Consider the following 23,853-nt stretch of genomic DNA (forward strand, 5'->3'; position numbering starts at 1 on the left):
GCGCTTGAGGAAAGTTTATAATGCTTCGGTTTACTGACATCATTATCGCTTGTGTCATCACGTTTGTGAGCTTCGCGAGTTACGCTCACAACACTGAATTGACCCATGTAAGAGTCTGCGGGGATGCAATTGACTGGCCCCCTTATACTTACGTGGTAAATGATGTCGCTTACGGCTCCGATGTTGTCATTCTCGATAAGGCGTTAGTTCAAAATGGCGTTAGCTATGACATCACCATGACCTCCTGGTCTCGATGCTTGAGGGGCACCAAAAGTGGAGAGTTTGACTTGGCGCTTAGTGCCTCATTCAGCAATACCCGAACAAAGGACTTTCTCTACACAGAGTGGTACTACAGCATCACCCCATACTATATCTACTCTTCCACTCGATTTCCGCAGGGTCTAGAGATAACCAGTGTGCAAGACTTATCCGCTTACAAAGTGTGTGGTAACCATGGCTACAATTACGCTGACTTTGAACTGAAAAATATTATTCGAGAAGGAAACTCGGTGAAGGACGTCCTCACCAAACTAAGGCAAGGTGAATGCGAAGTTTATTTAAACTGGCTGGAAATCATTGATGGTTTAAAATCGGTGTGGGGGATCGAATACATTACTGATGACTTAGTAGCTAAAGCGATACCCAACATGCCCCCACACAAGTTCTATATGCTGATTTCGAAACAATTTCCCGCACAAGCCAAACTCAAACAGGTGCTTGATAACTATTTAATCAGTTTACAAGTCAACCAGACTGCACCATAACCGAGTACCACGGACAAGGCGATGATAATAGCAAAAGTACGCTCATCGGCATGGTCCATCGTTTTATGAATTACAGAAGGCGACGACGTAGTCCTGAACGCTCTAGAACACGCGTTGAGATCTCTTCTACCGACAAAGAAGAGGTATTGATATAAGGAATCGCTTCGCGACGAAATAGCGCCTCTACGGTTTGCAGTTCATGTAAACACTGTTCGTTACTCGCATAGTCACTTCCTGCTAGACGGTTTTCTCGAATCTCTGTCAATCGTTCAGGATTGATGGTTAAACCAAACAGCTTATGACGATGAATTGCAAATTCAGGCAGTAGTCTTAAGCGTTTCAAATCATCATCAATAAATGGATAGTTAACGACTCGCAGACCAAACTGCATCGCCATATAAAGGCTGGTTGGCGTTTTACCACTGCGCGATACGCCAAGTAAGATGATATCCGCCTCTTCAAGCCCTTTGAGGGTAATCCCATCATCATGAGCCAAGGTGTACTCAATAGCGGCTATACGGTCAAAGTATTTGTCCGAATCCTTACTGACACTGCGAGAACGTTGTAATTTGGGTTTTGGCTTCATCTGAGTATCGTCTTGAACTCGCTGGACAATACTCTCCAATACATCGTAACCGTAAGAGTTAGAGGCCAATAATTTGTTGCGCAGTTCAGGAATAACCATTGAAAAAAACACCAAGGGTTTAACGCCGTTTTTTTGGTAAGACGCTTCAATCTCTTTGAGCAGTTCCGTCAACTTATCTTCACTTTCGACAAACGGAAACGTTTTCTCGTTCACTTGGAAAGGAAATTGTCCCAGAACAACGTGCCCTAACGTTTCACATGTTATCGCTGTTCCATCAGAAACATAGAATACATCACGACTTTGAATATCAATTTGCATTTTATTTTAAACTTTCAAATTCTTTTGAGTAGGATAGTAGCCATAATATCGATAATAAAACCCGGCTTGCTGTTACGCCCCCCACAGCTTTAGAAATTCATAATGAATTTTTTTCAGCCTTGACGTAATCGTTTGCCCACTCCCTACAAAGCTGCAATGTTTCTGGAGAAAGACATGCAAAACAACACCCTCTGGTTCGATGGCCTATCGATGGAAGATGTCGACAAAGTCGGCGGTAAAAATGCCTCGCTTGGTGAAATGGTTTCTAACCTTGCTAATGCTGGCGTTTCCGTACCCAATGGATTTGCGACAACTTCCTACGCGTTTAACCAGTTCTTAGATTATGAAGGACTGGATGACCGCATTCATCAACTGCTTGATGAACTAGACGTTGATGATGTAGAAGCCCTGCGCAAGACAGGTGCCACCATCCGTCAATGGGTTTTAGAAGCCCCCTTCCCTGCTGATCTAGAGCAGGATATACGTGATAACTACCATGAACTCATTGCTGGCAATGAAGAACTTTCTGTTGCGGTTCGTTCTTCGGCAACAGCAGAAGATCTACCTGACGCGTCATTTGCGGGTCAGCAGGAAACATTCCTCAACGTTAAAGGCATTGAGGCCGTTTTAGAAGCAACCAAACATGTTTACGCGTCATTATTTAATGATCGTGCAATCTCTTACCGCGTTCACCAAGGTTTCGACCATCGTGGCATCTCGCTATCGGCGGGTATTCAACGCATGGTTCGTTCAGACAAAGCCTCTTCGGGTGTCATGTTTACTCTCGATACGGAATCAGGTTTCGACCAAGTCGTCTTTATCACCTCTTCATGGGGTCTAGGCGAAATGGTCGTACAGGGCGCAGTTAACCCAGACGAGTTTTACGTTCACAAGCCAATGCTGGAAGCGGGTCAACAAGCCATTGTGAAAAAGACGTTTGGCTCAAAGCTGATCAAAATGATCTACTCGACTAACCAAGAAATTGGAAAACAAGTTGAGATCATCGATACCAGCGAACAAGAGCAAAACCAGTTTTCTCTGAGTGATGAAGAGATCAAAGAACTGGCCAAGCAAGCGATGATCATTGAAAAGCACTATCAACGTCCAATGGATATAGAGTGGGCTAAAGATGGCATCGACGGCAAGCTATACATTGTTCAAGCACGCCCAGAAACCGTATGTTCGCAAAGCGAGCAAAATGTGATTGAGCGCTACGAACTCAACAACAAAGCACAAGTGCTTATCGAAGGTCGAGCAATCGGTCAACGTATTGGCGCAGGTCCCGTTCGACTCGTCGATTCACTCGACCAAATGTCGTTAGTACAAGAAGGTGACGTGCTGGTTACTGACATGACCGACCCAGACTGGGAACCGGTGATGAAGAAAGCCTCAGCGATCGTCACTAACCGCGGTGGCCGCACCTGTCACGCTGCTATCATCGCGCGTGAACTCGGTATTCCGGCTATTGTTGGGTGTGGTAACGCAACGAGTGCTCTCACTGATGGTTCTACCGTCACCGTATCTTGTGCAGAGGGTGAAACAGGTTATGTCTACCAAGGTGAGCTAGGGTTCGAAATCAAGCGCTCTTCAGTAGATGAATTGCCGATGCTGCCGACCAAAGTGATGATGAACGTGGGTAACCCAGATCGTGCGTTCGATTTTGCTCAGATTCCTAATGAAGGTGTCGGCCTAGCTCGTCTAGAATTCATCATCAACAAGATGATCGGTATTCACCCGAAAGCACTGCTCAACTTTGATGCGCAGAGCGACGAGTTGAAAGCCGAGATCACCCAACGAATTCGTGGCTACAAAGATCCTATCGACTTCTATGTAAGCAAACTGACTGAAGGTATCGCGACGATCGCCGCAGCTTTCTGGCCTCAACGTGTTATCGTTCGTATGTCTGACTTCAAGTCGAACGAATACAGCAACCTAGTTGGTGGGCAAAGTTACGAACCTCATGAAGAAAACCCTATGTTAGGTTTCCGTGGCGCTTCACGCTATATCTCTCCAGTCTTTGAAGACTGCTTCGAGTTAGAGACACAAGCGATTAAGCGTGTTCGCAACGAAATGGGGCTGAAGAACGTAGAAATCATGATTCCATTCGTGCGTACGCCAAGTGAAGCGGCTTCGGTTATCGACTTGCTGGCTAAATTCGACTTACGTCGTGGCGATCAGGGTCTGAAAGTGATCATGATGTGCGAACTGCCATCCAACGCGATTTTAGCAGACGAATTCTTGAAGTATTTCGATGGTTTCTCTATCGGTTCCAACGACATGACTCAGCTTACGCTTGGTCTTGACCGTGATTCAGGCGATGTTGCTCATCTATTTGATGAACGTAACCCGGCAGTAAAAGCGATGCTCAAAATGGCGATTGACGCGGCCACGAAAGCGGGTAAATACGTCGGCATTTGTGGGCAAGGACCATCAGATCACGAAGACTTAGCCGAATGGTTAATGGAGCAAGGCATTAGCTCTGTATCCCTCAACCCAGATACGGTTATCGATACTTGGCTACAGCTTGGAAAAGCCAATAAATAATCGTTCGTAAATGTTAAAAGGCTTCCTGTGGGAAGCCTTTTTTATATTCGGGTAAAACTAGAACTTGTAACCGCCGCCAATCATAAATACCCATGGGTCGATGGTTACATCAGTCGAATACTCATTCCCGCCCACAGTGTATTTGGCTGTCGTATCGATGTCTGCATACCAAACTGACGCATTTAGGAACCAATCATCGTTCAGCATGTAATCCACACCAACGTTTGCTGCAAGGCCCCATGAGTCGTCAAGAGAGAGATTACTAATACCAGCTGCTGTACCTGTTCCATTTAACTCTTCATCAAAGAATACGGTGTAGTTGATACCCGCACCAACATATGGACGAATATCGCTTCCTGCTTCACCGAAGTAGTATTGCAGCATAAAGGTTGGTGGTAGATGTTTGGTTTCTGCTACTTCTCCCAGGTTAAGTAGGTTAGTAGAGATACTGTGCGAAAAAGGCGTTGCCGCTAGCACTTCAAAGCTGATGTTATCAGTAATCATGTAGCCAAGAGTCAAACCAAGTTGAACGTTTGAGTCTACGGAGAAGGAGCTTCCAGGAGTATTAAGCACATCGCCACTGCTGTCGTTTGGCACCACTGCCGCTAATCCACCACGGACCACAAACTCACCTTCTTTGTGAGCAAACGCGTTAGCAGAAGCGAGAGTGGCCAAAACGGCAAGGCTTAAAAGTGTTTTTTTCATTATTGTTTCCTTTTGTAGGGTGTTGTTTTATAGAATTATTTGCGCTGGAAAGTAGCACATAAAAACCCTACAAAATTGAGGGAAATCAATTTGTGAAAGAAATTGCGTATCGATTTGTCTTTTTTATTTCACCGATCACCAAACGTTGTAACATTAGTGACATTTATGTAATGCAACTTTTATGTTCATCACACGTAAAAAAAGCTCCCTAAGGAGCTTCTTGTTATGTGGTAGTCTTCGATTGAGGCTGACTTGCCAACTCGATTTCTCTTTGTTTAAGCATCGCATCCCACTCATCTCGTCTGGCTTTAAAACTCGCCATCTGATTTTTCGGCACTGAATTCGCCATGGGTATGTTTGCTTTCATCGCATTTACTGGTCGACCACGATCAATCAATTCGTAGTGAATATGTGGCCCCGTCACTCGACCAGTCGCCCCTGATAAGCCAATTCGTTGCCCACGAGACACCTTCTGGCCTTTACGTACGAGAATTTTACTCAAGTGCAGGTAACGAGTTTTGTAACGACTGCCGTGCTGAATAACAACATAATTACCCGCATAAGGGTGTTTACGCGTCATCACCACCACACCATCTCCCGTCGATACAATCGGTGTACCAATAGGTACGGCCCAGTCGGTACCATTGTGCGGAGAGACTCGCCCTGTCACTGGGTGCTTACGATTCGGATTAAATTGAGAACTTAATCGGTAACGCCCTGTAATTGGTTCGCGTTGGAAAGCTCTCTGTAAGCTATCACCATTGAAATCATAATACTGACCATCACTATGCAGATAAGCCGAAAGTACACGCCCTCGGTTGTAGATTCTGATAGCCTGGATTTCGCGATTTCCCGTCAGTTGCTCATCGACGAATTGGCGTGATTGGACAACTTCAAACTTATCACCCGCACGTAAATCACGTGCGAAGTTTACTTTGTCTTTAAGTAGATTCACGACCTGTTCAATCTCACTCTTACCCAAGCCAAGGGCATTGACTGACTGAGAAAAACTGCCATTGATTTCACCTACTAATGCAAAAGGCTTCCACTCACCTGGAATTTTTACATCCGTGAACTCGTATTCACCATCGTCAACTCGTGTATAAACAGCACGCTCAACCAAGCTGAACTCTAGCTCCATTTTTGCCAGATGCTTACTCTCCTCGTCTCGCCAGAAACGTAATGTGTTTCCTGGTTTGAGCGTATCCAGAGCAAGATAGTTGAGGTCGGTTTCCATGATTTTCATCAGTTCGCTGTAACCAAAGCCTAACTGATTAAATATGCTGCTCAAGTTATCACCAGCTTGAATAACATACTCATAATCCGGCACATCACGTGCAATATCCGTATCGATCAGCAAGCGATCAACCAAAGTTGACTCAGGTAAGGAGAGATCAATGGTGCGTTGGTATCGACCATGTTGCGAAGTACTTGCTACCGCAATTGCCGCGAGGATCGGCAAACTCAATACCATCAGCTTTTTCGGCCTAGATAGCTCTTGGAAGCGAGACTTCAAACTTCTAGTTTGCACAATTTGACCTATTAATCGAAATAAACAAAGGCCTAAGAGTACAAATTTGTCTCAGGCTTGTCACCTGTCGATTGTCAGGTTTACAACAAAAAGGCGCTCAATGCGCCTTGTTGTTTTTTTGTACAAAACTTATTTTTTCCTGTCAGAACTTACTGATAGGTAGAAATCAGCCCGTTATCTTCACCGAAACCATTTGGACGATAAAGATCAGCAGCAGGATCGTTGACCCACTTTTCTTCATCGATCAAATACCGAAACTCGAATTCTTGGTCTTTCGGTAGACGAGTTTTGAATTTATAAGACTTAGATTTGGCCACTTTTTTCATGGCGAGCGGCTGCCAGTCAAGAAAATCCGCGACAATCGCCACACTATGCCCAACCTCATCCGCAGCAAACTCAAAAGTTACTTCAACTTCATCCTTGGTTTTAAAGAAACGCTTATTGATCATATATCACTCCATTAACACAATTAAAATCCATCTCATAACGGGTTAGGCAGTTCAATGTCTCTTATAGCACGCTTAATAAATTGAATGGTTTAGCGCAGTTCTAAGCTATCTTGCTCAGTTAACTTGAAAAGTATAGTGGTTATTTGTGACGGTTCCTCAGCCATAGACTGATTCGCTTCACGTTCCAACAGCTTAATAGTAATCAATCTATCAACAGCGGAGATTTCCGCCACTTTAATTCGATCACCTAACAATGCTCCGCCGCTGATGATCATGCGTTGTCTGAACTCATCATATTTTGAAACTGCAAGATAATAAAACACCCCTGATCCCTGATTGCTAACCGCAAGAATCACAGCATAGGTGGTGTCATTTAACTTAACGATTTGTTCCGTGTTTATCGCAACGCGGCCTCGGACTGGGCCATCCTCATAATTACCTGTCGCGATTGGTGGATGTTCTAGACTTTCTATGAAGGTAAACGCATTGCTGTCAGGCACTTTGACTGTCCAAGGATTGGTTGTCTTAATGCCAAAAACTTGCGCCATAATGGCATTATTTTGTGGTGCTTGATTGGGAAATTTGGCTAGAATTTCTTCATCTGTAAGGCTGAAACGATTGATTCCTGCAACCGCGACTATAATTAGCAATACAACTGGAATCAAAAGGATGAGGGGAATCGGTAATAAACGTTTTTTCATCGGGTTATCAATTTTATTGGAATCAAAGAACAATCAAACAGCATGTTAGCAGGCTACCGCAAGGAGATAAAATGGAACAACAGCATAAAATTAGAATGGCTGATTGTAGCTGTGGTCAAGTTAATTTAGTTTGCCGCGGAGAACCTGAGCGTACTTCAGTTTGTCATTGTTTTGAATGCCAAAAACGCACGGGAAGTGTTTTCGGGGTTCAAGCTCGCTTTATTAGACAGCAGATCTCTTACAGTGGTGAGATGGTGAGTTACACACGTATCAGTGATTCTGGCAACGAAGTCAGTTATTTATTCTGTCCTCGCTGTAGTACCACCATGTTGTTGAGACTGGATTCTGCACCTAACTACCTCATTGTCCCTATCGGGGTATTTCAGGAACAAGATCTTCCCACACCAAGCTTTTCAATTTACGAGGAGAGAAAGCTAGGATGGGTTAAGTTTGATTGCCAGATGGAACACTATCTTTAGTTATCTTTGATCAACTTTTGGCTTCGATTTTTCCTATCGACAAACGCGAACTCGCTCTATAATTGCGCCTTAGATCTAAGGAGCACCTTTTGATTTCCAAACTTCCACGCTGGGTAGAATATGGAGCGTTTCTACTCGCCTTACTCGCAGGCATTGTAAACGCAATAGGATTGCTAGGTTTTCAACATCAGGCTGTATCGCATATTTCGGGTACCGTCACCTTGCTTGGCACCTCAATCGAAGCCTTTGATCAGCAAACAGGCCACCTTTTACTTATCTTACTGAGCTTTCTGATTGGCGCGGTGCTAAGTGGTATTTTTATTGAAAGTACGGCACTCAAACTCGGGCGACGCTATGGCGTGGCACTCTGCTTTGAAAGCTTACTGCTTTTTGGCGCATACATTCTGTTGCAAGAAAACATCACCGCGGGGCAATACTTAGCTTCCGCTGCTTGTGGTTTACAAAACGCAATGATCACAACGTTTAGCGGAGCCGTGGTACGAACGACGCACATGACTGGCATCATCACTGACCTTGGCATCATGATTGGTGCGAAGCTTCGTGGTGAATCATTCGATTATCGCAAAGCGAAACTCTTCATGTTTATCTTCTGTGGATTTTTATCCGGTGGCATCATCGGTGCCAAGCTGTTCGCATATTATGCAATCGGTGCGCTTGCTGCTCCAATCATACTCGCTCTATGCCTTGCTATCGCTTACTGGGTCTTCATTTCAAGCCATCCAACTCGAGCTCAATCCTAATTGACACTTGAAACATTAGAGCAAACAATTTAACATCCCCGACACATTTAACCATCAACGGTAAAATAAATGACATTTTCCGTTGAATATTTAGCGATTTTTATTGAATAGTATTGCAAGAGCTATGGAAAGCCATTAATCTTGCGCAGATTTGATAATATATGGATGTTTAGTGAATAACTATGCCAACAAAGTTGGTTTAAGTATTACACTAGTTGTAACTCGAGAAACTTATGCAAGACAGCGCACAAACGATGAAACAAGTGAATAGTAAAGGCAATTTTTGGATGTTTTTTATTCCATCCCTACTTGGCCTTTTTGTCTTTATGGCACCAATTAGCTATCAGGGTGATATTACCATCCCTGTAGCGGTATTGGCCAAATCCATCCAAGCCGTATTTGGTGATTACCTAGTTGCTATAGTCGCAACGATCATCGCATTTATGGCTGCAGCCTCAGCTTTATGTCGAATTAAGACACCTGATTTTATTGCCAAGAGTAATTTCTTAAACAGCTTGTTTAACCCAAGCCCATTGTGGCTAGCGGTGCGCTTGATTGGCGGTGCAGCTGTTGTAATGACATTTTTCCAAATTGGTCCGAAAGCAATTTGGGAAGAGAATACTGGTGGATTGGTGCTCGAAGGCTTGCTTCCTACCCTATTTTCAGTATTCATTTTCGCAGGCTTACTCCTTCCTCTACTTCTTAATTTTGGCCTGTTAGAGCTGTTCGGTACTCTTCTTAGCAAAGTAATGCGTCCAGTGTTCAACCTGCCGGGTCGCAGTGCTATCGACTGTATGGCTTCGTGGCTAGGCGATGGTTCAGTAGGCATTCTTCTGACCAGCAAGCAGTACGAAAACAAATTCTACACCCAACGTGAAGCGGCAGTTGTAGGTACGACTTTCTCTGCGGTTTCCATTACCTTTAGCCTTGTTGTTATTGCTCAAGTGGAGTTGGAACATCTGTTCTTGCCTTTCTATGGCGCTATCTGTTTGGCTGGTATCATCGCAGCGGTGATCATCCCTCGCCTTCCACCACTTAGCTACAAAAAAGATGCCTTCATCGATGGTTCTAAGCCAAGTGAAGATGCAGATGCAATCCCAGAAGGTCACACAAGTTTTTCTTGGGGTATGGAACTGGCACTTAACAAAGCGAGCCAAGTTAAGTCGGTTAAAAGTGTATTCCAAGAAGGCGTCCACAATGCAATCGATATGGTATTTGGCGTACTGCCTGTTGTTATGGGCTTGGGCACTATCGCGCTAATTATCGCTGAATACACTTCGGTATTTAGCTTCTTAGGCCAGCCTTTTATCCCATTCCTTGAGCTCCTCGGTATTCCAGAAGCAGCCGCGGCCTCCGAAACTATGGTTGTAGGCTTTGCTGATATGTTTATCCCTGCAATCCTAGCAGCCTCAATTGACAACGAGATGACTCGATTTGTTATCGCAGCTATGTCTGTTACTCAGTTAATTTACATGTCTGAAGTGGGTGCTCTGCTATTAGGTAGCCGTATCCCTGTGAATATCTTTGAGCTGTTTGCAATCTTCATTTTGCGCACTCTTATCACGTTACCTGTTATTGCAGCGGTTGCTCACCTGATTTTCTAATCCGCGCCGTTTCTGCGCTGATGAACAAAGCCCCTTTTTAGGGGCTTTGTTGTTAATCCTATCCGACAGCACCCTTGTCAACTCTCACTGTTTGCGTAAAAGCTTTTTAATCCATCAATTCTCATAATATACTTAATGATATTTATCTAAATAAACAATCCAAGGAGAGCTTATGAGGTGGTATTGGGCTGCATTGTTGTCCTCGATTTTGAGTTTCCAAACCTTTGGCTCTCAGTTGGTCATTCGTGTAGCAGATCAAGAACCGATTGTTCTTACCCATGAGCAAATCACATCGCTCCTTCCACCAACGAGCTTTACCACCAACCTACCTTGGTTCGAAGATAAGAAAGAATTTACTGGATTCAAGGTTTCCGATCTCCTAACACACCTTGGAATTAACGACGCATTTTCTGTCTCTTTCCTTGCACTCAATGATTACGCGGCTAGCTCACAAATCAAAGATATAAAAACGTATCAGCCTATTGTGGCGTATCAGATAAACAATCAACCCATTAAAATTAGAAATAAAGGTCCTTATTGGCTGGTCTTTAATTTAGACCAATACCCAGAAATTGATAATGCTGTTTTCCACGCTCAAATGGTGTGGCAGATAGACGAGATACTCATACATAGAAACCAAGATGTGGCAGCGCAATAATTACAACCAATCATCCGCTATTCTCAAAAGGGCCAAGTATTTACTGCTCTTGCTGAGTCTTGTGGTCATTATCGCGAATCTTTACTTTCTTAGTGCAACTCGACAACACGCTAAGTCCTATAGCGAACAGCAAAATCAAGCGACATGGTTTTTATTCCAACTGAGTAAGGAGTTTTCGGAGCTCAATTCCATTCTTCCTTTTGCGGCAACGGATGAGGATTATCATCAACGAGCCCTGCTTAAATACGAACTTACTTGGAGCCGTTTTGATCTCCTTCTGACCAGTAGAGAAGCGGATACCTACATCGCGTTACCCGGAGCAAGAATCTTCTTTTCGACACTATTTAGCCAATTCAAAGCGCTCGAACCCCGTCTGGAGCTTCTTACGCATCCTGATTACGTAGAGAAGGTCAGTGACGAGTTCAACGTTCTTTACATGTCTATGATTCAGTATGTAAACACCAATTTTCGCATCAAGAGTCCGCTCTATCGCGATCAGATGAAGCAAGCACAGAATCTCAACGATATCCAGTTTGCCTCCCTGATGCTGCTTGTGTTGTGCGTCTGTCTAGCAATGTACATTTTTCATAAAGAATCGGAGTACCATAAGCAACTCTCTCTCACAGATTCGCTAACAGGTATTGCGAATCGTTTGGCGATGTTTAGTGAATTAAAACGGAGAATAGATTCTGATGCACCATTCAGTATTTTGCTACTTGACCTAAATAAATTTAAGCAAATCAACGATTATCATGGGCACTATGCAGGGGATCAGGTACTTAAAGCTGTCACTAGGCGCTTAAGTCGTCTCGGGCTAGAATGCTACCGAATTGGTGGTGATGAGTTTGCCGTCATATCAAATCAAACTGATCTGGCTGTTATCAATCAGACAATCGACACAATACACCAAAACGTATTCAAACCAATTAAAATCAAAGATGGAACGCAATTCGAGTTAACCACTAGTATCGGTATCGCTCGATATCCAGAAGATTCACTTCATGTCGCTGAGTTGTTAACCCATGCTGACCTAAGCATGTATTCCGACAAACGATCACACGAAATACATGCCGTCAGTAATCACTAATTGAGACCTCTCGCCCTAACCAATGCTGATTTTAGGTCGTACTTTTCTATAATCCGGTAGGCGGTCGCTCTTGAGATTCCTAAATATTTCGAGGCTTCTAGAACATTACCTTCATAAAGGAGTAAGGCATCACGTAAGCTTTCACCTTTATGACCGTTGGTAGGTGTAGAAAACTCAACATTAGCGGATATATCAAGATCTTGTGCTGAAATCACTCCGATATCGTTCATCAGCACGGCACGCTTAACAATATTGATGAGCTCCCTTACATTTCCCGGCCAATGGTATCCAAGCAATCTTTGCCTTGCTCCCTCATCAAAATGCGAGACGTTACAATTGTATTCAACGCTAAACTTTTTCATAAAAAATTCAGCCAAGACTAATATGTCCTGATCTCGCTCTCTTAACGCTGGTACATTAACCCGCAGCACATTCAATCTAAAGTAGAGATCTTGTCGGAAACGCCCTTCCCTAATCGCTTGTTCCAAATCAACGTGAGTTGCCGCAACCACCCGCACATTTACTCTGACCGGCTCATTGCCCCCTAGAACATCAATCGTTCCTTCTTGAAGAAACCGTAGCAAATTGGCTTGCTGAGTTAGGGGCAAGTCACCAATTTCATCCAAAAATAGTGTGCCATTATGAGCTAGTGCTATTTTACCCGTTCGGCTTGTGCTGGCTCCTGTAAACGCCCCCTTTTCATGACCAAATAACTCTGAATGAACTAACTGTTCATTCAAAGCACCACAGTTCACCGCTACAAATGTCTCATTCGCTCGTGAGGATGCATCGTGAATAGCCCTAGCAACTAATTCTTTACCTGTACCACTTTCACCACAAATTAGAGTGTTAACGTCCGTTGGCGCAACTTTGCCTATTTGTCGTCTCAGACGATGGACAACAGGAGAATCACCAATCAACGCAGTCGTCTTACCTTCAACAACATTTACTTTTGATTTTGTCAGTGAGTTGCTCTTCAAATCGAGCATTCCTACTTGATGACCTAGAGTTTTCACTACCATTTCTTTAGGCAAAGGACTGGTGTAATAATCAACACAATAGTATGAAATATAGTTGAGATCTTCACAGGTCATCAGCTCTCTTTGGGATTTGTCCAAGTAAGCAATAGTGCGAACTCCCAAGCCGATTCCATGGAGCACTTCTAATTGTTTACATTGATATCGACCACATGAAAAGTCGAATACAACCACAAGTCGGTGTACATTCTTTAATATCTCTTTTGCAGTATCAACCGATGCTACAATTCGATAACTCCACCCCTGAGCAGACAAAATTCCTGACCATAGTTGATGATCACGCGAAATAACTAATATTGATACCGCTTGTTCTTCTCGCATAATAATACCTTCATCACCTTTAGAATCGGTAAGGGAAGCGGATGCTGATTGCGTAATCAGCAGCATCATCACTTAAACCAGAACTGACTTGCGTCACCATACTCAAGTTCTTGGTCAAAGCCATGGTTGAACCAATACCCAAAGTGGCACTATTGCCATCGCTGCCGATAACTTCTACCCAATCCCCCCCATCAAGTCTTTGTCTAGAGGTATTACTCATTGATTGGCTAAAGTTAATTGCGAGACTCATGCGTTCGCTTATCGCAAAGGCAACACCCAGACCATAATCCCAACTGTCTCCCAATTTGACACTGCCTGCCTGATTGCCCGCAGCACTGCTGATGTCATCAAACTGCTCTTCCAACTGATGGGTATAATTGAGGTTCAAAAATACGATCGCCGGATCGTAGGTTTTAACAATGGAGATTCCGGTACCTAAACCCCACACACCATTACCTGTTGGCAAATCATTGGGAACATTGAGGTTTCCAGACTGTGATGACGAGGTAGATATTCCATATGGGTCTTTACCTGTTGGTGCGGTAACACGGAAGTTCCAGACTAAATCGGGGGAATCTGTAGTCTCTTTAAGAACTCGGTAGTATATGCCTGCACTAATGTCGCCTATACCTGAGCTAGACACTTTTCCTGACTCTAATCCATCACTCGAGTTGTTTTGACCTACGGTTTCATAATCCGACCAGCGGTAAACCGTCGGAATACTTAATTCTGCCTGCCAGCGGTCATCGATAGTGTAACGTCCAGAAAAGTCTAAGTTGAAGGTGTTAGAACGCACTCTATCTAAGTTGATATCACCAAGAAAAATTGAATCAAGAGCTAAGAAACCGCTTAATGCAAGATCCTTGCGGTCAAAGTAGCTGTAACGAAAAGCAGTTTCCAGTGTGAACTTACGTGTAAAGACGTTACCGGCTTCTTGGTATACATCTTCTGCGCTGCGGCTTTTCTGGCTTGAATCTTGAGGCTTAGTTGCATTTATCGGTGTAGCTTTCGGAGCTTGAGAGTGAGCAGTTTGAGTCTCAGGGCGAACCGACGGCGAAGCTCCAGCTGTCGAATCGATGGCAACTTTCTCGGGACGCGATAGGGTGTTTTCTTCCTTATCACCATTAAGTTGAGATTTCATCTCCGCGGAAACGCGCTGGTTCTTTTTAACTAGGCTATCAATATTTCCCTGATGATTGATTAGCACTTGTTGATGATTGTTGACGGCTTGGATAACCTGTTGCATCACCTGTTGCTGCTGTTGCAACTGAGCTCTTAAAGCTTCATTTGCCGCTTTTTGCTCAGCCAGTTGCTGGGATAACGCGTCCACTTGATCATTGGCATGCAGATGCATGACAGGGCTGCTAGTTGCGATCAGGCAACTTATCGTAAGCGAGCTCCTTTTCATATTCACCTCCCGGATATGAACTCGCTTGATGTTAATTTAATTTATAGTTCGTTGCTGTTTCAAAAGTGAGATATCAAACAGAAGTACATTTAACGTACTTACAAACCTTTTAATAATGAATGAGATACCATTAACTCTCGACTTTGTTTCCACGAGTCGGGAATCTTCACCTCCATTAACATTTGGTTCTGAACCACCAAATCATCACCTTTGAGTTTTATACCTTGGTAGGCTCCATGTGCCGATTTCAGGCTCCGAATTTCTTGGATTGCTATGCTTTCTCCGATGGTCACTTTATATCCGACACGGTTCTCACCACCCGAGACTTGGTAATACTCTACTTGCGACGACTCTGTAAGCGACTTCGACGTCAACCTACTGCTATCCACCAGCTTTAACTCAGAGTCATTGCTTGCAGCATTGCCATTGCCCGCTATCTGAACGAGTTGCACCATTCCCGAACCATTTCCATGGATACCATTGTCATTAATGCTGCTTTGTAACTCACTGCCATCTAATGGAGTAACACTAACATTGTTACCATTGACGACAACATCCATTCCTGCTGAACCTGATGAATTCGAATCACTCCAATGAGTGATCATCCGCACCCCAAAATAGAGATCCTCTCCAGAACGCGCGACTCGATACTTACCACGCATTGTTGATAGTTGTTGTTCATCTACCAAGGTTGCTTGCATTGACTTCCAATCAACCGCCGCATTCGCCTGAAAGCAGACAAATAGGCAAACAGCTAAACATTTGATCTTCATTGTAATTCCCTTTTAGAACAACTCCGAGGCATTGAAGCCAAAATCCATTAAGTTAAAGGCCGTTACAGGAGCGAACTGATCCTCCAGTGACCGTACAGTGAGTGGTGGGGATGGCACTGCTAACGGTGAGCTTTGATCATACCCTTGGCCAACCACGGCCAGAACGACGCCTTGCCAACCCTGAGTAAACTGTTCAATTGACATCGTCAGATTACCTAGCGCAGGATCGGCTATATAGACATTCCCACTCTGATCCACCCTCTTTAACACGACGAAATGGCGATATCCTTTGATGTCTAGCAAAACGATCGTCGGAATAGGTAGAGCACTCAGCTTATCCGCAGGAATATTGTAACCTTGCACCCTCATCCCTAATCCTTGTTCAACATAGTTTTTGATATCCAACATGGAAAAACCAAGCTTTCTTGCTGCAGTCGCATCTGAGACCTGAAACATGCCGTTCATTACCTTTTTTTCATCGGTATCAATGTTGTATCCATAACGAAGTAAAGTAGCGAGCGAAGCTGCACCGCAAGAAAAGTCTGTTTGTTGTCGTACGATATTTAGAAACTTTCTCTCTTTGATGCTGACCACTTCTTTCTGCATCGAACCCACCCCAGGTACAAGTCCATCAAGATAAACCGTAGCCGCATGAGTCAAGGTCGATAAACATAGTCCAACAGTCAAAAGACAAAATTTCATACTTTTCCTTAAGTTTAAAAGGATGCCCTCCGAGGAGGGCATTTCGATATTTACACCATGTCGTTAGTTGCCGCGAGAGGCGACAAGCGTAACATTGTTGCTTTGCAAGTTACCTAAGCCTGACGCTACGTTAACGCCGATAACGCCTTTAGCACCGTTGTAACTGTTTTTGATTGTCGCTGTGTTGCCTACGCTGACCAAGTTACTGTTAGTACCAATACCGTTATCAGACACAGCAAACTTACTAAGCTGCACACTTTCAACAGCGAGGCCAGCGAATTCAGCCATGCCGTCTACATTGACTGCGCCCGTTGTCGTTCTGGTCGCAGCTCCATTAGCAAACGAGCCTTGGATGTTCGCTGCCACTGCAGGACCCGAGGTATTGCCATCTGCAATTTGCATTGCAACGTTGTTGCTTTGGCCATTTGCTACACCAACTGCCATGTTGGTACCAATTACGCCAGTCGCACCGTTGAATGCATTACTACCAAGTACTGCTGTATATGCACCTGTGGCGTTGTAATTTACTTCATTAATGACCGCGGCTTGAACATTGATTGCGCCAGTAGGAGCCCCTGCATTTGTACCCGTTACTGAAACCGCAACATTGTTTGCCTGAGCATTTAACTGACCAGAAGCTATATTGACACCTAGGATGCCTTTCGCGTCTTCAAATGAGTTCGACAGCTCAGCATTACTTGCAAACAGCTCGTTAGTCACAGTCATTGGATTGTTGGTACCCGTATTACCAGTACCTGCACCATTTAGCTGCGCACCAATAACCTGAGCGCTACCAGCAACTGCTACTGATGGCTGACCATCGTTTGAAGAAAGTGCTACGTTGTTGGTTTGAGCGTTTGCCTGACCAGAAGACACGTTCGCGCCAACAATTCCTTTCGTACCATTATTGAACGATCCACTCAGTGTTGCACTGTTTTCGAAACCACTTCCCAGAGATACATCCACTTCATCGAACTCTTGCAGACTTACTGCCGCCGCTGCTAATGTTCCATCTTGCGCACCGGATTGACCGTCAGCTGCCATCGCCACATTGTTCGATTGCGCGTTAGCTTGTCCCGCTGTCACGTTAGCACCAATTACGCCACTTGCTTGACTAAACGAACCAGTAAGCTTCGCAACGTTTTCCGAAACAGAATTACTAGCTCCTAACGTTACATCACTGCCGTCGATCTCTTGGACGCTTGCCGCAAGTACGCCACTAAAGCTTGATGTTGTATCAATACCGTTCTGTTTAGAGAATGGGTTTGTCTCACCACCGCCGGAACCATTGCTAATCGCAACATTGTTAGCTTGCGCGTTAGTTTGACCTGATGACAAGTTGACTCCAACGACACCCGAGACATCCGTAAATGAACCAGCAAGCGTCGCTTGGTTAGACACCGCAATGCCTTCTTCGATATCTGAAACTGTGTTGTTGCTGATGACATTCTGATTTGATGCTGCGATAACTGAGCCAGCCCCCGCACCATCATCCGATGACTCATCTAAAGCAATAGCGACGTTGTTCGCTTGAGCATTGCCTTGACCTGCTGCGTTGTTCACGCCAACCACGCCAGATGCTCCATTAGTGAATGAGCCCGTAATTGACGCTGTATTGCTGATAGGAGCTTCGCTACCTGCACCGATTTCATTAGTATTACCTACAACCGATTGCTCTGAGCTCGCTTTGGCTTTGATTAAGTCACCCTGAGAGTCGTCTTTCTGCTTACTTGCATATAGCCCAAGTGCAACGTTGTTACTTGCTGCGTTAGCCTGACCCGAAGTGACGTTCACACCAACAACACCACTGACACCACCATTAAACGACTTGTCAATTGATGCGTTGTTATCAATATAGCCACTACCACTAGCAAAGACATCATTTGAACTCACTGACTGCTGACTGGTTGCTTCAACTGTTAGAACATCTGCTGTAGATTCATTCTGATCGTTATACGAAGCCAACGCGACGTTATTTGATTGGACGTTGGACTGACCTGAAGCCACATTGACACCCATAATGCCTGATACGTCACTAGAGAAGTTGGATTTAATAGTAGCGCTTGACGTTAAATCTGAATCACTATCTGGTGCAATATCTGACTGAGTCACATTTTGTTTGCTTTGCGCCACAACTTCTGATGAATCAACATCACCATATGCACTGCTCATTGCAACATTATTTGTTTGAGCATTGCCTTGGCCTGCTGCGATATTCGCACCAGCAATACCGGTAATATTGTCTAATGCATTACCAGTTAGTGTCGCATTTGAAGTCGCCTCGTAGTTACCAGAGTCCTTCGTCGCCATTCCGTTGCCTGAAACTGTTTGTTCAGAGCTAGCCTTAACGACTCCACTAGTATCAGCTTGCGAGTCAATCCAACCAGCAACAGACGCGACACTCACTTGGTTAGACTGGGCATTGAACTGACCAGCAGCAGCGTTAGCGCCTACAATACCTTGAGCACCTGAGAACGAACCATTGTTAATCGTGGCATTGTTAGTCACTTGACCAAGACTACGGTCTTTCGTCTGAGTTAATGTATTGGACGATACCGATTGATTTGATGATGCGACGACACTCACCGCGTCAACAGGACCATTGCCGTTAGGCTCAGTCACAGCAACCGCAACATTGTTGGTTTGCGCGTTATTTTGTCCCGCAGCAGCATTAGCACCGACTATACCATTGGCACCAACAAAGCTTCTCGAAATAGTGGCATCATTGGTTGATGGGTTACTGCGATTTCCACCATTGTTGGTATAGCTTACCGTATTGTTCTGAACACTCTGATCAGCAAGTGCATTCACATTAACTGAACTACCATTATCTGGATCTGGCAAAGCCGTTACGCCTAAGGAAACGTTATTACTTTGTGCATTAAGATCACCAGAAGCCACGTTAAGACCGAAAATGCCTTTTACTGCGTTAAATACATTATCGATCAGCGAAGTATTGTTTTGGAATTGATGCGGGTCGCCATCAACAGTCACACTATTTCCATCCAAACTCTGTTTACCCTTTGATGTCAGAGTAACCTTTGTGACTTCAGTTTGGTTATCTAAAGGTTGCTTGTTGTTCGTATTCGCTGGTAGTCCATCGACGCCTAATGTCTCACCTATATTTGCGGCCGCATCACCTTCAGAAGGGTCACCTGAACCAACGGTCACAAAGTTAGCCAACGCTACTGAGTTAGCTTGTTGGTTTGCCATTCCTGAAGCAACGTTGGCTCCACCAACACCGTTAGCCTGGTTAAAAGCATTACCCTGAACTTTTGCAACGTTATCTGCACCTAGTGAATTAATCGTATTTCCTTCGACATCCCCACCCTTAGTGCGTGCAAATCCAAGAGTTTGTTCAGAGGCTGCTATCAATGTTAGTTCGCTAGCATCTTCTGCATTACCCATAGCAACGTTATTGGTTTGCAAGTTTGAAATACCTGCGGCAATGTTTGTGCCGATAATGCCTTTCGCTTCCTTAAACGCACCATTTAAAGTTGCACTGTTGTCATTATCTCCACCAAAGTCCTTCTTCATAGTTAGGTTTTCACCACTGCTGGCTTGCGCAGAACCTGCTCTAACTGAAGCAGCGCGATCTATATTTCCTTCATCTCGCGTCCCCATAGAAGCTTGGTTACTGCCCTGATTATAAAAACCCGCAGCAACGTTTGAATGCACAACACCTCTCGCATCATCAAATGCACCACTACTTAATGAGGCATTATTGGTGATACCCGAATCGGCAATACCTGGAGCATTAAATTTTACATCCACCCAGTTGTCCGCGGAGACCTGCAAATTATTGGCCTCCACTTCAAGTCCATCTGCATAGGCAGGTGCAGAAAGGATCGTTCCGATGATTACCGCTAGCGGTACCTTATTCCATTGTTTTTCCATGGTGTTTTTTCCTCATTTCATTGAGATTAATTTATGGTTGTTGGCATTTGGAATGTATTGCGCACGGTATTGCCACTACCGGCGATTTGGCTCATTTGAATAACTCCGCTCGCTCCGTTAAGAGCGAGTGGAGCAATTTCTACTGAAAGGTCATGGTTATTTTCTGAAATTTCTCTATCAGAGATCTCAGCTGACTGAGAACTCAGATCCGTTGCTTCCCAGTGCGCATACGAACTAGGCGCGAAGATAATGACGTTATGCTGTTGATTACTTTTACCAGCAGCCAGATTGGCACTGATATAACCTCCAGCATTATCGAATGCGCCTGATTCAATTGATGCGGAAGCTGAATGAGAGATCTCTGAACTTTGTGTTGCAGAGACAATAGTTAACTCATAACCACCCTGTGCAGAGTAGATGAAGTTACTGCTTTGAATATTGTGTTCACCAGCAGCGATATTGACAGCAATAGCCCCTTCCGCCCCCTGAAAAGTGGACGGACCTAAAGTGACTAAATCTTGTGCCGAGAGTTGAAGGCTAAATAAACTTGTTATTACCAGAATTACTTTTTGCATTATCCCTAACCTGAAGCCAATTCGGATTCACATTAGGAAGAGCAACGCTCATGCCAAAAATTAAACAGCTAAAAATCAAAGTGTTAGGAAAATTTTTCACATATATCAGTCTCACATGAGACAGTGTAGTGAGACAGGTGAGACAGATGTGAAACAGTCATTTCTTTCTTAAAGACATAAAAAAGCCCCTCAAATGAGGGGCAAAGTTCCATCGCTTATAGTTATAATTTTTGTGCCAGTAACTGGTTAACCGAAGTCACCATTGACATAACCTCTTGTGCGGTCGTCTTTTGGCTCACTGAAAATAATTTGCGTATCATTGTGTTCGACAAGTTCACCCATGAGGAAGAAGGCCGTGCGATCTGAGATTCGACGCGCTTGTTGCATTGAGTGAGTCACGATAACAATGGTGTAGTTCTTTTTCAGCTCTTCCATCAACTCTTCTATTTTGTGCGTCGCGATTGGGTCTAAGGCTGAAGTAGGTTCATCCATCAGAATAACATCAGGTTCCATCGCAATAGTACGTGCGATACAAAGACGCTGCTGCTGACCACCAGATAAGCCAAACGCATGTGACTTCAGACGATCTTTCACTTCATCCCACAACGCCGCGCCGCGCAATGAACGTTCGACCACTTCATCAATATGCTTTTTGTCTTTAATCCCCTGAGCGCGTAAGCCATAAGCGACATTTTCGTAGATGCTCATTGGGAATGGGTTTGGCTTTTGGAATACCATTCCTACTTTTATACGTAGGTCTGCAACATCGATATTACCGTAGATATCGTCGCCATCCATCTCTAGACGACCAGTAATCTTAACCCCTTCAATCAAATCGTTCATACGGTTAAGGCAGCGTAACAATGTTGACTTACCACAGCCAGAAGGGCCAATCAGCGCCGTTACCTGACGTTCTGGTACAGGTAAGTTAATCGATTTTAGAGCTTGGTTTTCACCATAAAAAAGATCTAGGTTTTCAATATTAAATTTGTTCATTTTCTTAATCTCTTAAATTCTGTAATTCGTGTTTAACTTGTGCTGAAAGGGCTAATACGTCGCTTTATTAAAGCGGCTCGCAATAAATTTCGTTGCCGTGTTGATCAGTAAGACCACAACAATCAGCACTGTCGCTGTACCGTATGCCTGATTCCACTCATCAATAGTGAACAGCTCGGTAGTTAGCTTATAAAGGTGAACCGTCAGCGTGCGTCCCGAATCGAGTAAAGAATCAGGGATTCGCGCAACCATACCTGCGGTTAAGAAAACAGGCGCAGATTCACCAATTACACGACCAATACTCAGAATGACCGAAGTTAAGATACCTGGTGTCGCACTTGGTAAGATAAGACGCCAGATAGTGTAAATTTTTGAAGACCCCAGTGCATAGGAACCTTCACGATAAGTTTGAGGCACTGCCATGAGAGCTTCTTCCGTAGTACGGATAATCACCGGAAGAATAAGAATACTTAGCGTTAACGCACCCGAGAGAATCGAGAAACCCAAACCAAGGATCGCCACAAAAAATGTCATACCAAATAGACCAAAGATGATCGATGGTATACCGGCTAATGACTCGGTACAGAAACGAATCACTTTAACTAGGCGACTTCCGACTTTGGCATACTCAGTTAGGTAGATAGCGGTCATAATGCCAAGTGGTGCAGCTACAGCGATAGATGCGATGACCATATATATGGTCGACACAATCATAGGAAAAATACCTTTCTCTTCACCCGTTGCGGTGTAGATATCGGTAATGAATGCCCAATCTACGTGCTTTAGTCCGTTCGACAGAATGTACCAAATAATCCAAAACAGGAATCCAACGGTAAGTGCGGCAGAAGCCCAAACAAAAGCATTCAAGATATTATCTTTTGTCTGACGCGCCTTTTTCAGCTTTGCAGTGTCCATTTGCGAGACCTTTGACTGATTAGGTGATGATTTAATAGCAGACATGATTATTACCTCGCCTTCTCGCGGTTCAGGTAAAGCAGAACGGCATTAAGAGACATAATAAATACCAGTAGAACAACACCTGTAGCGTATAGAGCGTTGGCGTGTACACCACTTGCGTAAGACATTTCGATTGCAATATTAGCGGTCAGTGTACGTGCGGAATCGAGAATACCTTCTGGCATCGCGGGCGCGTTACCCATCACCATGATGATCGCCATTGTTTCACCTAACGCTCGGCCGATACCTAAGATCACACCTGTCATAATACCGCTACGCGCAGCTGGAACTAATAGCTTAAAAATAGTAAATATTTTCGACGCACCAAGTGCTAATGAACCTTCTTTGTAGGTACGTGGAACCGCACGAATGGACGTTTCAGATACGGTGATAACAGTAGGAAGAATCATCACACCAAGTACGATAATACCCGCCAAAATCGTGTTACCCGCGGGCACATCAAAGATTTGTTGAATCAGTGGAACGATGATGACCAAACCAAAGAAACCATAAACTACCGAAGGAATACCCGCGAGCAGCTCTACCGCTGGACGAATAATATCCGCCACACGCTTTGGTGCAATTTCAGCAATATAGATTGCCGTTAAAACACCGATAGGAACCCCTACCACAACCGCACCTAACGTAGAAACCACAGATGCGACAATCATGGTTGCCACACCATAAAGTGCAGGTGGTAACCAGTCTTGTCCGAGAACGATGCCCGAAACACCCGCTTCTTGGAACGCAGGGATACTTTCTTTAACGATGAAGTAAGCGATAACCGCTAGAGAGACAATACCGATAACCGCACTGGTAAGAAATAGTCCGTGGAAAATTCGTTCTTTCCAATCCACACGCTTTTTAGCGCGCAGACCTGGCTTATTCAATTGAGTCAATTCAGTATTCATAAGCTTTTCACTATTTGCGATGGTCATATGAAAATCTCGCAGTTCGAACTGCAAAGCAGAGTCGAAATGGATTGAAAACGCTCAGCCCG

At 44.3% G+C, this 23,853-nt stretch carries 21 protein-coding genes; 7 read left to right on the plus strand and 14 right to left on the minus strand.

Features of this window, described 5'->3' with window-relative positions; all coding sequences use genetic code 11:
• Positions 1-20 precede the first annotated feature (20 nt).
• A complete protein-coding gene (locus ACQEXP_RS05830) occupies positions 21-764 on the plus strand; it encodes a substrate-binding periplasmic protein (protein WP_426968759.1) in 744 nt (247 codons plus the stop codon).
• A gap of 70 nt (positions 765-834) precedes the next feature.
• Here ACQEXP_RS05830 and ppsR read toward each other — a convergent pair whose 3' ends face one another.
• Positions 835-1,668, minus strand: coding sequence for a posphoenolpyruvate synthetase regulatory kinase/phosphorylase PpsR (gene ppsR / locus ACQEXP_RS05835; RefSeq protein WP_269375094.1), 834 nt, complete (start codon positions 1,666-1,668; stop codon positions 835-837).
• Positions 1,669-1,824: 156 nt separating this feature from the next.
• Here ppsR and ppsA point away from each other — a divergent pair, with 156 nt between their 5' ends.
• Positions 1,825-4,212, plus strand: coding sequence for a phosphoenolpyruvate synthase (ppsA, locus tag ACQEXP_RS05840; RefSeq protein ID WP_426968761.1), 2,388 nt, complete (start codon positions 1,825-1,827; stop codon positions 4,210-4,212).
• 57 nt (positions 4,213-4,269) lie between these two features.
• Here the strand turns inward: ppsA and ompW are convergent, their stop codons facing one another.
• From ompW to ACQEXP_RS05860, 4 genes are all read right to left on the minus strand, one after another.
• The gene (gene ompW / locus ACQEXP_RS05845; protein WP_426968763.1) at positions 4,270-4,917 is read right to left on the minus strand and encodes an outer membrane protein OmpW; all 648 of its coding nucleotides are present in this window, start codon (positions 4,915-4,917) and stop codon (positions 4,270-4,272) included.
• Between the two features lie 223 nt (positions 4,918-5,140).
• Positions 5,141-6,391, minus strand: a complete 1,251-nt coding sequence (locus ACQEXP_RS05850; RefSeq protein WP_269375446.1) for a peptidoglycan DD-metalloendopeptidase family protein — start codon at positions 6,389-6,391, stop codon at positions 5,141-5,143.
• 206 nt (positions 6,392-6,597) lie between these two features.
• Positions 6,598-6,897: an isoamylase early set domain-containing protein gene (locus tag ACQEXP_RS05855; protein ID WP_269375097.1), complete on the minus strand. Its 300-nt coding sequence runs from the start codon at positions 6,895-6,897 to the stop codon at positions 6,598-6,600.
• A gap of 89 nt (positions 6,898-6,986) precedes the next feature.
• Positions 6,987-7,598 (minus strand): hypothetical protein, encoded by a 612-nt coding sequence (locus ACQEXP_RS05860; protein WP_426968765.1) that lies wholly within the window; start codon positions 7,596-7,598, stop codon positions 6,987-6,989.
• 71 nt (positions 7,599-7,669) lie between these two features.
• Here ACQEXP_RS05860 and ACQEXP_RS05865 point away from each other — a divergent pair, with 71 nt between their 5' ends.
• From ACQEXP_RS05865 to ACQEXP_RS05885, 5 genes are all read left to right on the plus strand, one after another.
• Positions 7,670-8,077 (plus strand): GFA family protein, encoded by a 408-nt coding sequence (locus tag ACQEXP_RS05865; RefSeq protein WP_426968767.1) that lies wholly within the window; start codon positions 7,670-7,672, stop codon positions 8,075-8,077.
• A gap of 89 nt (positions 8,078-8,166) precedes the next feature.
• Positions 8,167-8,838: a YoaK family protein gene (locus tag ACQEXP_RS05870; protein WP_269375100.1), complete on the plus strand. Its 672-nt coding sequence runs from the start codon at positions 8,167-8,169 to the stop codon at positions 8,836-8,838.
• A 233-nt stretch (positions 8,839-9,071) separates the two neighbouring features.
• Positions 9,072-10,442 (plus strand): YjiH family protein, encoded by a 1,371-nt coding sequence (locus tag ACQEXP_RS05875; RefSeq protein WP_426968769.1) that lies wholly within the window; start codon positions 9,072-9,074, stop codon positions 10,440-10,442.
• Positions 10,443-10,614: 172 nt separating this feature from the next.
• Positions 10,615-11,100, plus strand: a complete 486-nt coding sequence (locus ACQEXP_RS05880; RefSeq protein ID WP_426968770.1) for a molybdopterin-dependent oxidoreductase — start codon at positions 10,615-10,617, stop codon at positions 11,098-11,100.
• Complete coding sequence (locus ACQEXP_RS05885) at positions 11,084-12,187, plus strand: GGDEF domain-containing protein (RefSeq protein ID WP_426968772.1); 1,104 nt, start codon at positions 11,084-11,086, stop codon at positions 12,185-12,187. Before ACQEXP_RS05880 ends, ACQEXP_RS05885 begins: the two co-directional genes overlap by 17 nt.
• Here the strand turns inward: ACQEXP_RS05885 and ACQEXP_RS05890 are convergent.
• From ACQEXP_RS05890 to pstC, 9 genes are all read right to left on the minus strand, one after another.
• The gene (locus ACQEXP_RS05890; protein WP_426968774.1) at positions 12,184-13,614 is read right to left on the minus strand and encodes a sigma 54-interacting transcriptional regulator; all 1,431 of its coding nucleotides are present in this window, start codon (positions 13,612-13,614) and stop codon (positions 12,184-12,186) included. The genes ACQEXP_RS05885 and ACQEXP_RS05890 overlap by 4 nt on opposite strands.
• Positions 13,565-14,953, minus strand: coding sequence for a hypothetical protein (locus ACQEXP_RS05895; protein ID WP_426968776.1), 1,389 nt, complete (start codon positions 14,951-14,953; stop codon positions 13,565-13,567). The genes ACQEXP_RS05890 and ACQEXP_RS05895 overlap by 50 nt, the downstream gene beginning before the upstream one ends.
• Positions 14,954-15,051: 98 nt before the next feature.
• Positions 15,052-15,726 carry a hypothetical protein gene (locus ACQEXP_RS05900; RefSeq protein WP_426968778.1) on the minus strand — a complete coding sequence of 225 codons (675 nt, stop codon included), beginning with the start codon at positions 15,724-15,726 and terminating at the stop codon, positions 15,052-15,054.
• Positions 15,727-15,738: 12 nt separating this feature from the next.
• Positions 15,739-16,428, minus strand: coding sequence for a C39 family peptidase (locus ACQEXP_RS05905; RefSeq protein ID WP_426968779.1), 690 nt, complete (start codon positions 16,426-16,428; stop codon positions 15,739-15,741).
• A gap of 63 nt (positions 16,429-16,491) precedes the next feature.
• Positions 16,492-20,325 carry a beta strand repeat-containing protein gene (locus ACQEXP_RS05910; protein ID WP_426968780.1) on the minus strand — a complete coding sequence of 1,278 codons (3,834 nt, stop codon included), beginning with the start codon at positions 20,323-20,325 and terminating at the stop codon, positions 16,492-16,494.
• 26 nt (positions 20,326-20,351) lie between these two features.
• Complete coding sequence (locus ACQEXP_RS05915) at positions 20,352-20,900, minus strand: hypothetical protein (RefSeq protein ID WP_426968782.1); 549 nt, start codon at positions 20,898-20,900, stop codon at positions 20,352-20,354.
• A gap of 246 nt (positions 20,901-21,146) precedes the next feature.
• Complete coding sequence (gene pstB, locus ACQEXP_RS05920) at positions 21,147-21,896, minus strand: phosphate ABC transporter ATP-binding protein PstB (protein ID WP_138970583.1); 750 nt, start codon at positions 21,894-21,896, stop codon at positions 21,147-21,149.
• Between the two features lie 51 nt (positions 21,897-21,947).
• A complete protein-coding gene (gene pstA, locus ACQEXP_RS05925; protein ID WP_269375448.1) occupies positions 21,948-22,811 on the minus strand; it encodes a phosphate ABC transporter permease PstA in 864 nt (287 codons plus the stop codon).
• 50 nt (positions 22,812-22,861) lie between these two features.
• Positions 22,862-23,791: a phosphate ABC transporter permease subunit PstC gene (gene pstC / locus ACQEXP_RS05930; protein WP_269375108.1), complete on the minus strand. Its 930-nt coding sequence runs from the start codon at positions 23,789-23,791 to the stop codon at positions 22,862-22,864.
• Positions 23,792-23,853 lie beyond the last annotated feature (62 nt).

Source organism: Vibrio sp. TRT 1302, from assembly GCF_050113875.1.
Lineage (GTDB): Bacteria > Pseudomonadota > Gammaproteobacteria > Enterobacterales > Vibrionaceae > Vibrio.

Coding starts and splice junctions, on each gene's coding strand:
- ACQEXP_RS05830 (WP_426968759.1), top strand. CDS start 21: ATGCTTCGGTTTACTGACATCATTATCGCTTGTGTCATCACGTTTGTG.
- ppsR (WP_269375094.1), bottom strand. CDS start 1,668: ATGCAAATTGATATTCAAAGTCGTGATGTATTCTATGTTTCTGATGGA.
- ppsA (WP_426968761.1), top strand. CDS start 1,825: ATGTTTCTGGAGAAAGACATGCAAAACAACACCCTCTGGTTCGATGGC.
- ompW (WP_426968763.1), bottom strand. CDS start 4,917: ATGAAAAAAACACTTTTAAGCCTTGCCGTTTTGGCCACTCTCGCTTCT.
- ACQEXP_RS05850 (WP_269375446.1), bottom strand. CDS start 6,391: ATGGTATTGAGTTTGCCGATCCTCGCGGCAATTGCGGTAGCAAGTACT.
- ACQEXP_RS05855 (WP_269375097.1), bottom strand. CDS start 6,897: ATGATCAATAAGCGTTTCTTTAAAACCAAGGATGAAGTTGAAGTAACT.
- ACQEXP_RS05860 (WP_426968765.1), bottom strand. CDS start 7,598: ATGAAAAAACGTTTATTACCGATTCCCCTCATCCTTTTGATTCCAGTT.
- ACQEXP_RS05865 (WP_426968767.1), top strand. CDS start 7,670: ATGGAACAACAGCATAAAATTAGAATGGCTGATTGTAGCTGTGGTCAA.
- ACQEXP_RS05875 (WP_426968769.1), top strand. CDS start 9,072: ATGCAAGACAGCGCACAAACGATGAAACAAGTGAATAGTAAAGGCAAT.
- ACQEXP_RS05880 (WP_426968770.1), top strand. CDS start 10,615: ATGAGGTGGTATTGGGCTGCATTGTTGTCCTCGATTTTGAGTTTCCAA.
- ACQEXP_RS05885 (WP_426968772.1), top strand. CDS start 11,084: ATGTGGCAGCGCAATAATTACAACCAATCATCCGCTATTCTCAAAAGG.
- ACQEXP_RS05890 (WP_426968774.1), bottom strand. CDS start 13,614: ATGATGCTGCTGATTACGCAATCAGCATCCGCTTCCCTTACCGATTCT.
- ACQEXP_RS05895 (WP_426968776.1), bottom strand. CDS start 14,953: ATGAAAAGGAGCTCGCTTACGATAAGTTGCCTGATCGCAACTAGCAGC.
- ACQEXP_RS05900 (WP_426968778.1), bottom strand. CDS start 15,726: ATGAAGATCAAATGTTTAGCTGTTTGCCTATTTGTCTGCTTTCAGGCG.
- ACQEXP_RS05905 (WP_426968779.1), bottom strand. CDS start 16,428: ATGAAATTTTGTCTTTTGACTGTTGGACTATGTTTATCGACCTTGACT.
- ACQEXP_RS05910 (WP_426968780.1), bottom strand. CDS start 20,325: ATGGAAAAACAATGGAATAAGGTACCGCTAGCGGTAATCATCGGAACG.
- ACQEXP_RS05915 (WP_426968782.1), bottom strand. CDS start 20,900: ATGCAAAAAGTAATTCTGGTAATAACAAGTTTATTTAGCCTTCAACTC.
- pstB (WP_138970583.1), bottom strand. CDS start 21,896: ATGAACAAATTTAATATTGAAAACCTAGATCTTTTTTATGGTGAAAAC.
- pstA (WP_269375448.1), bottom strand. CDS start 22,811: ATGGACACTGCAAAGCTGAAAAAGGCGCGTCAGACAAAAGATAATATC.
- pstC (WP_269375108.1), bottom strand. CDS start 23,791: ATGACCATCGCAAATAGTGAAAAGCTTATGAATACTGAATTGACTCAA.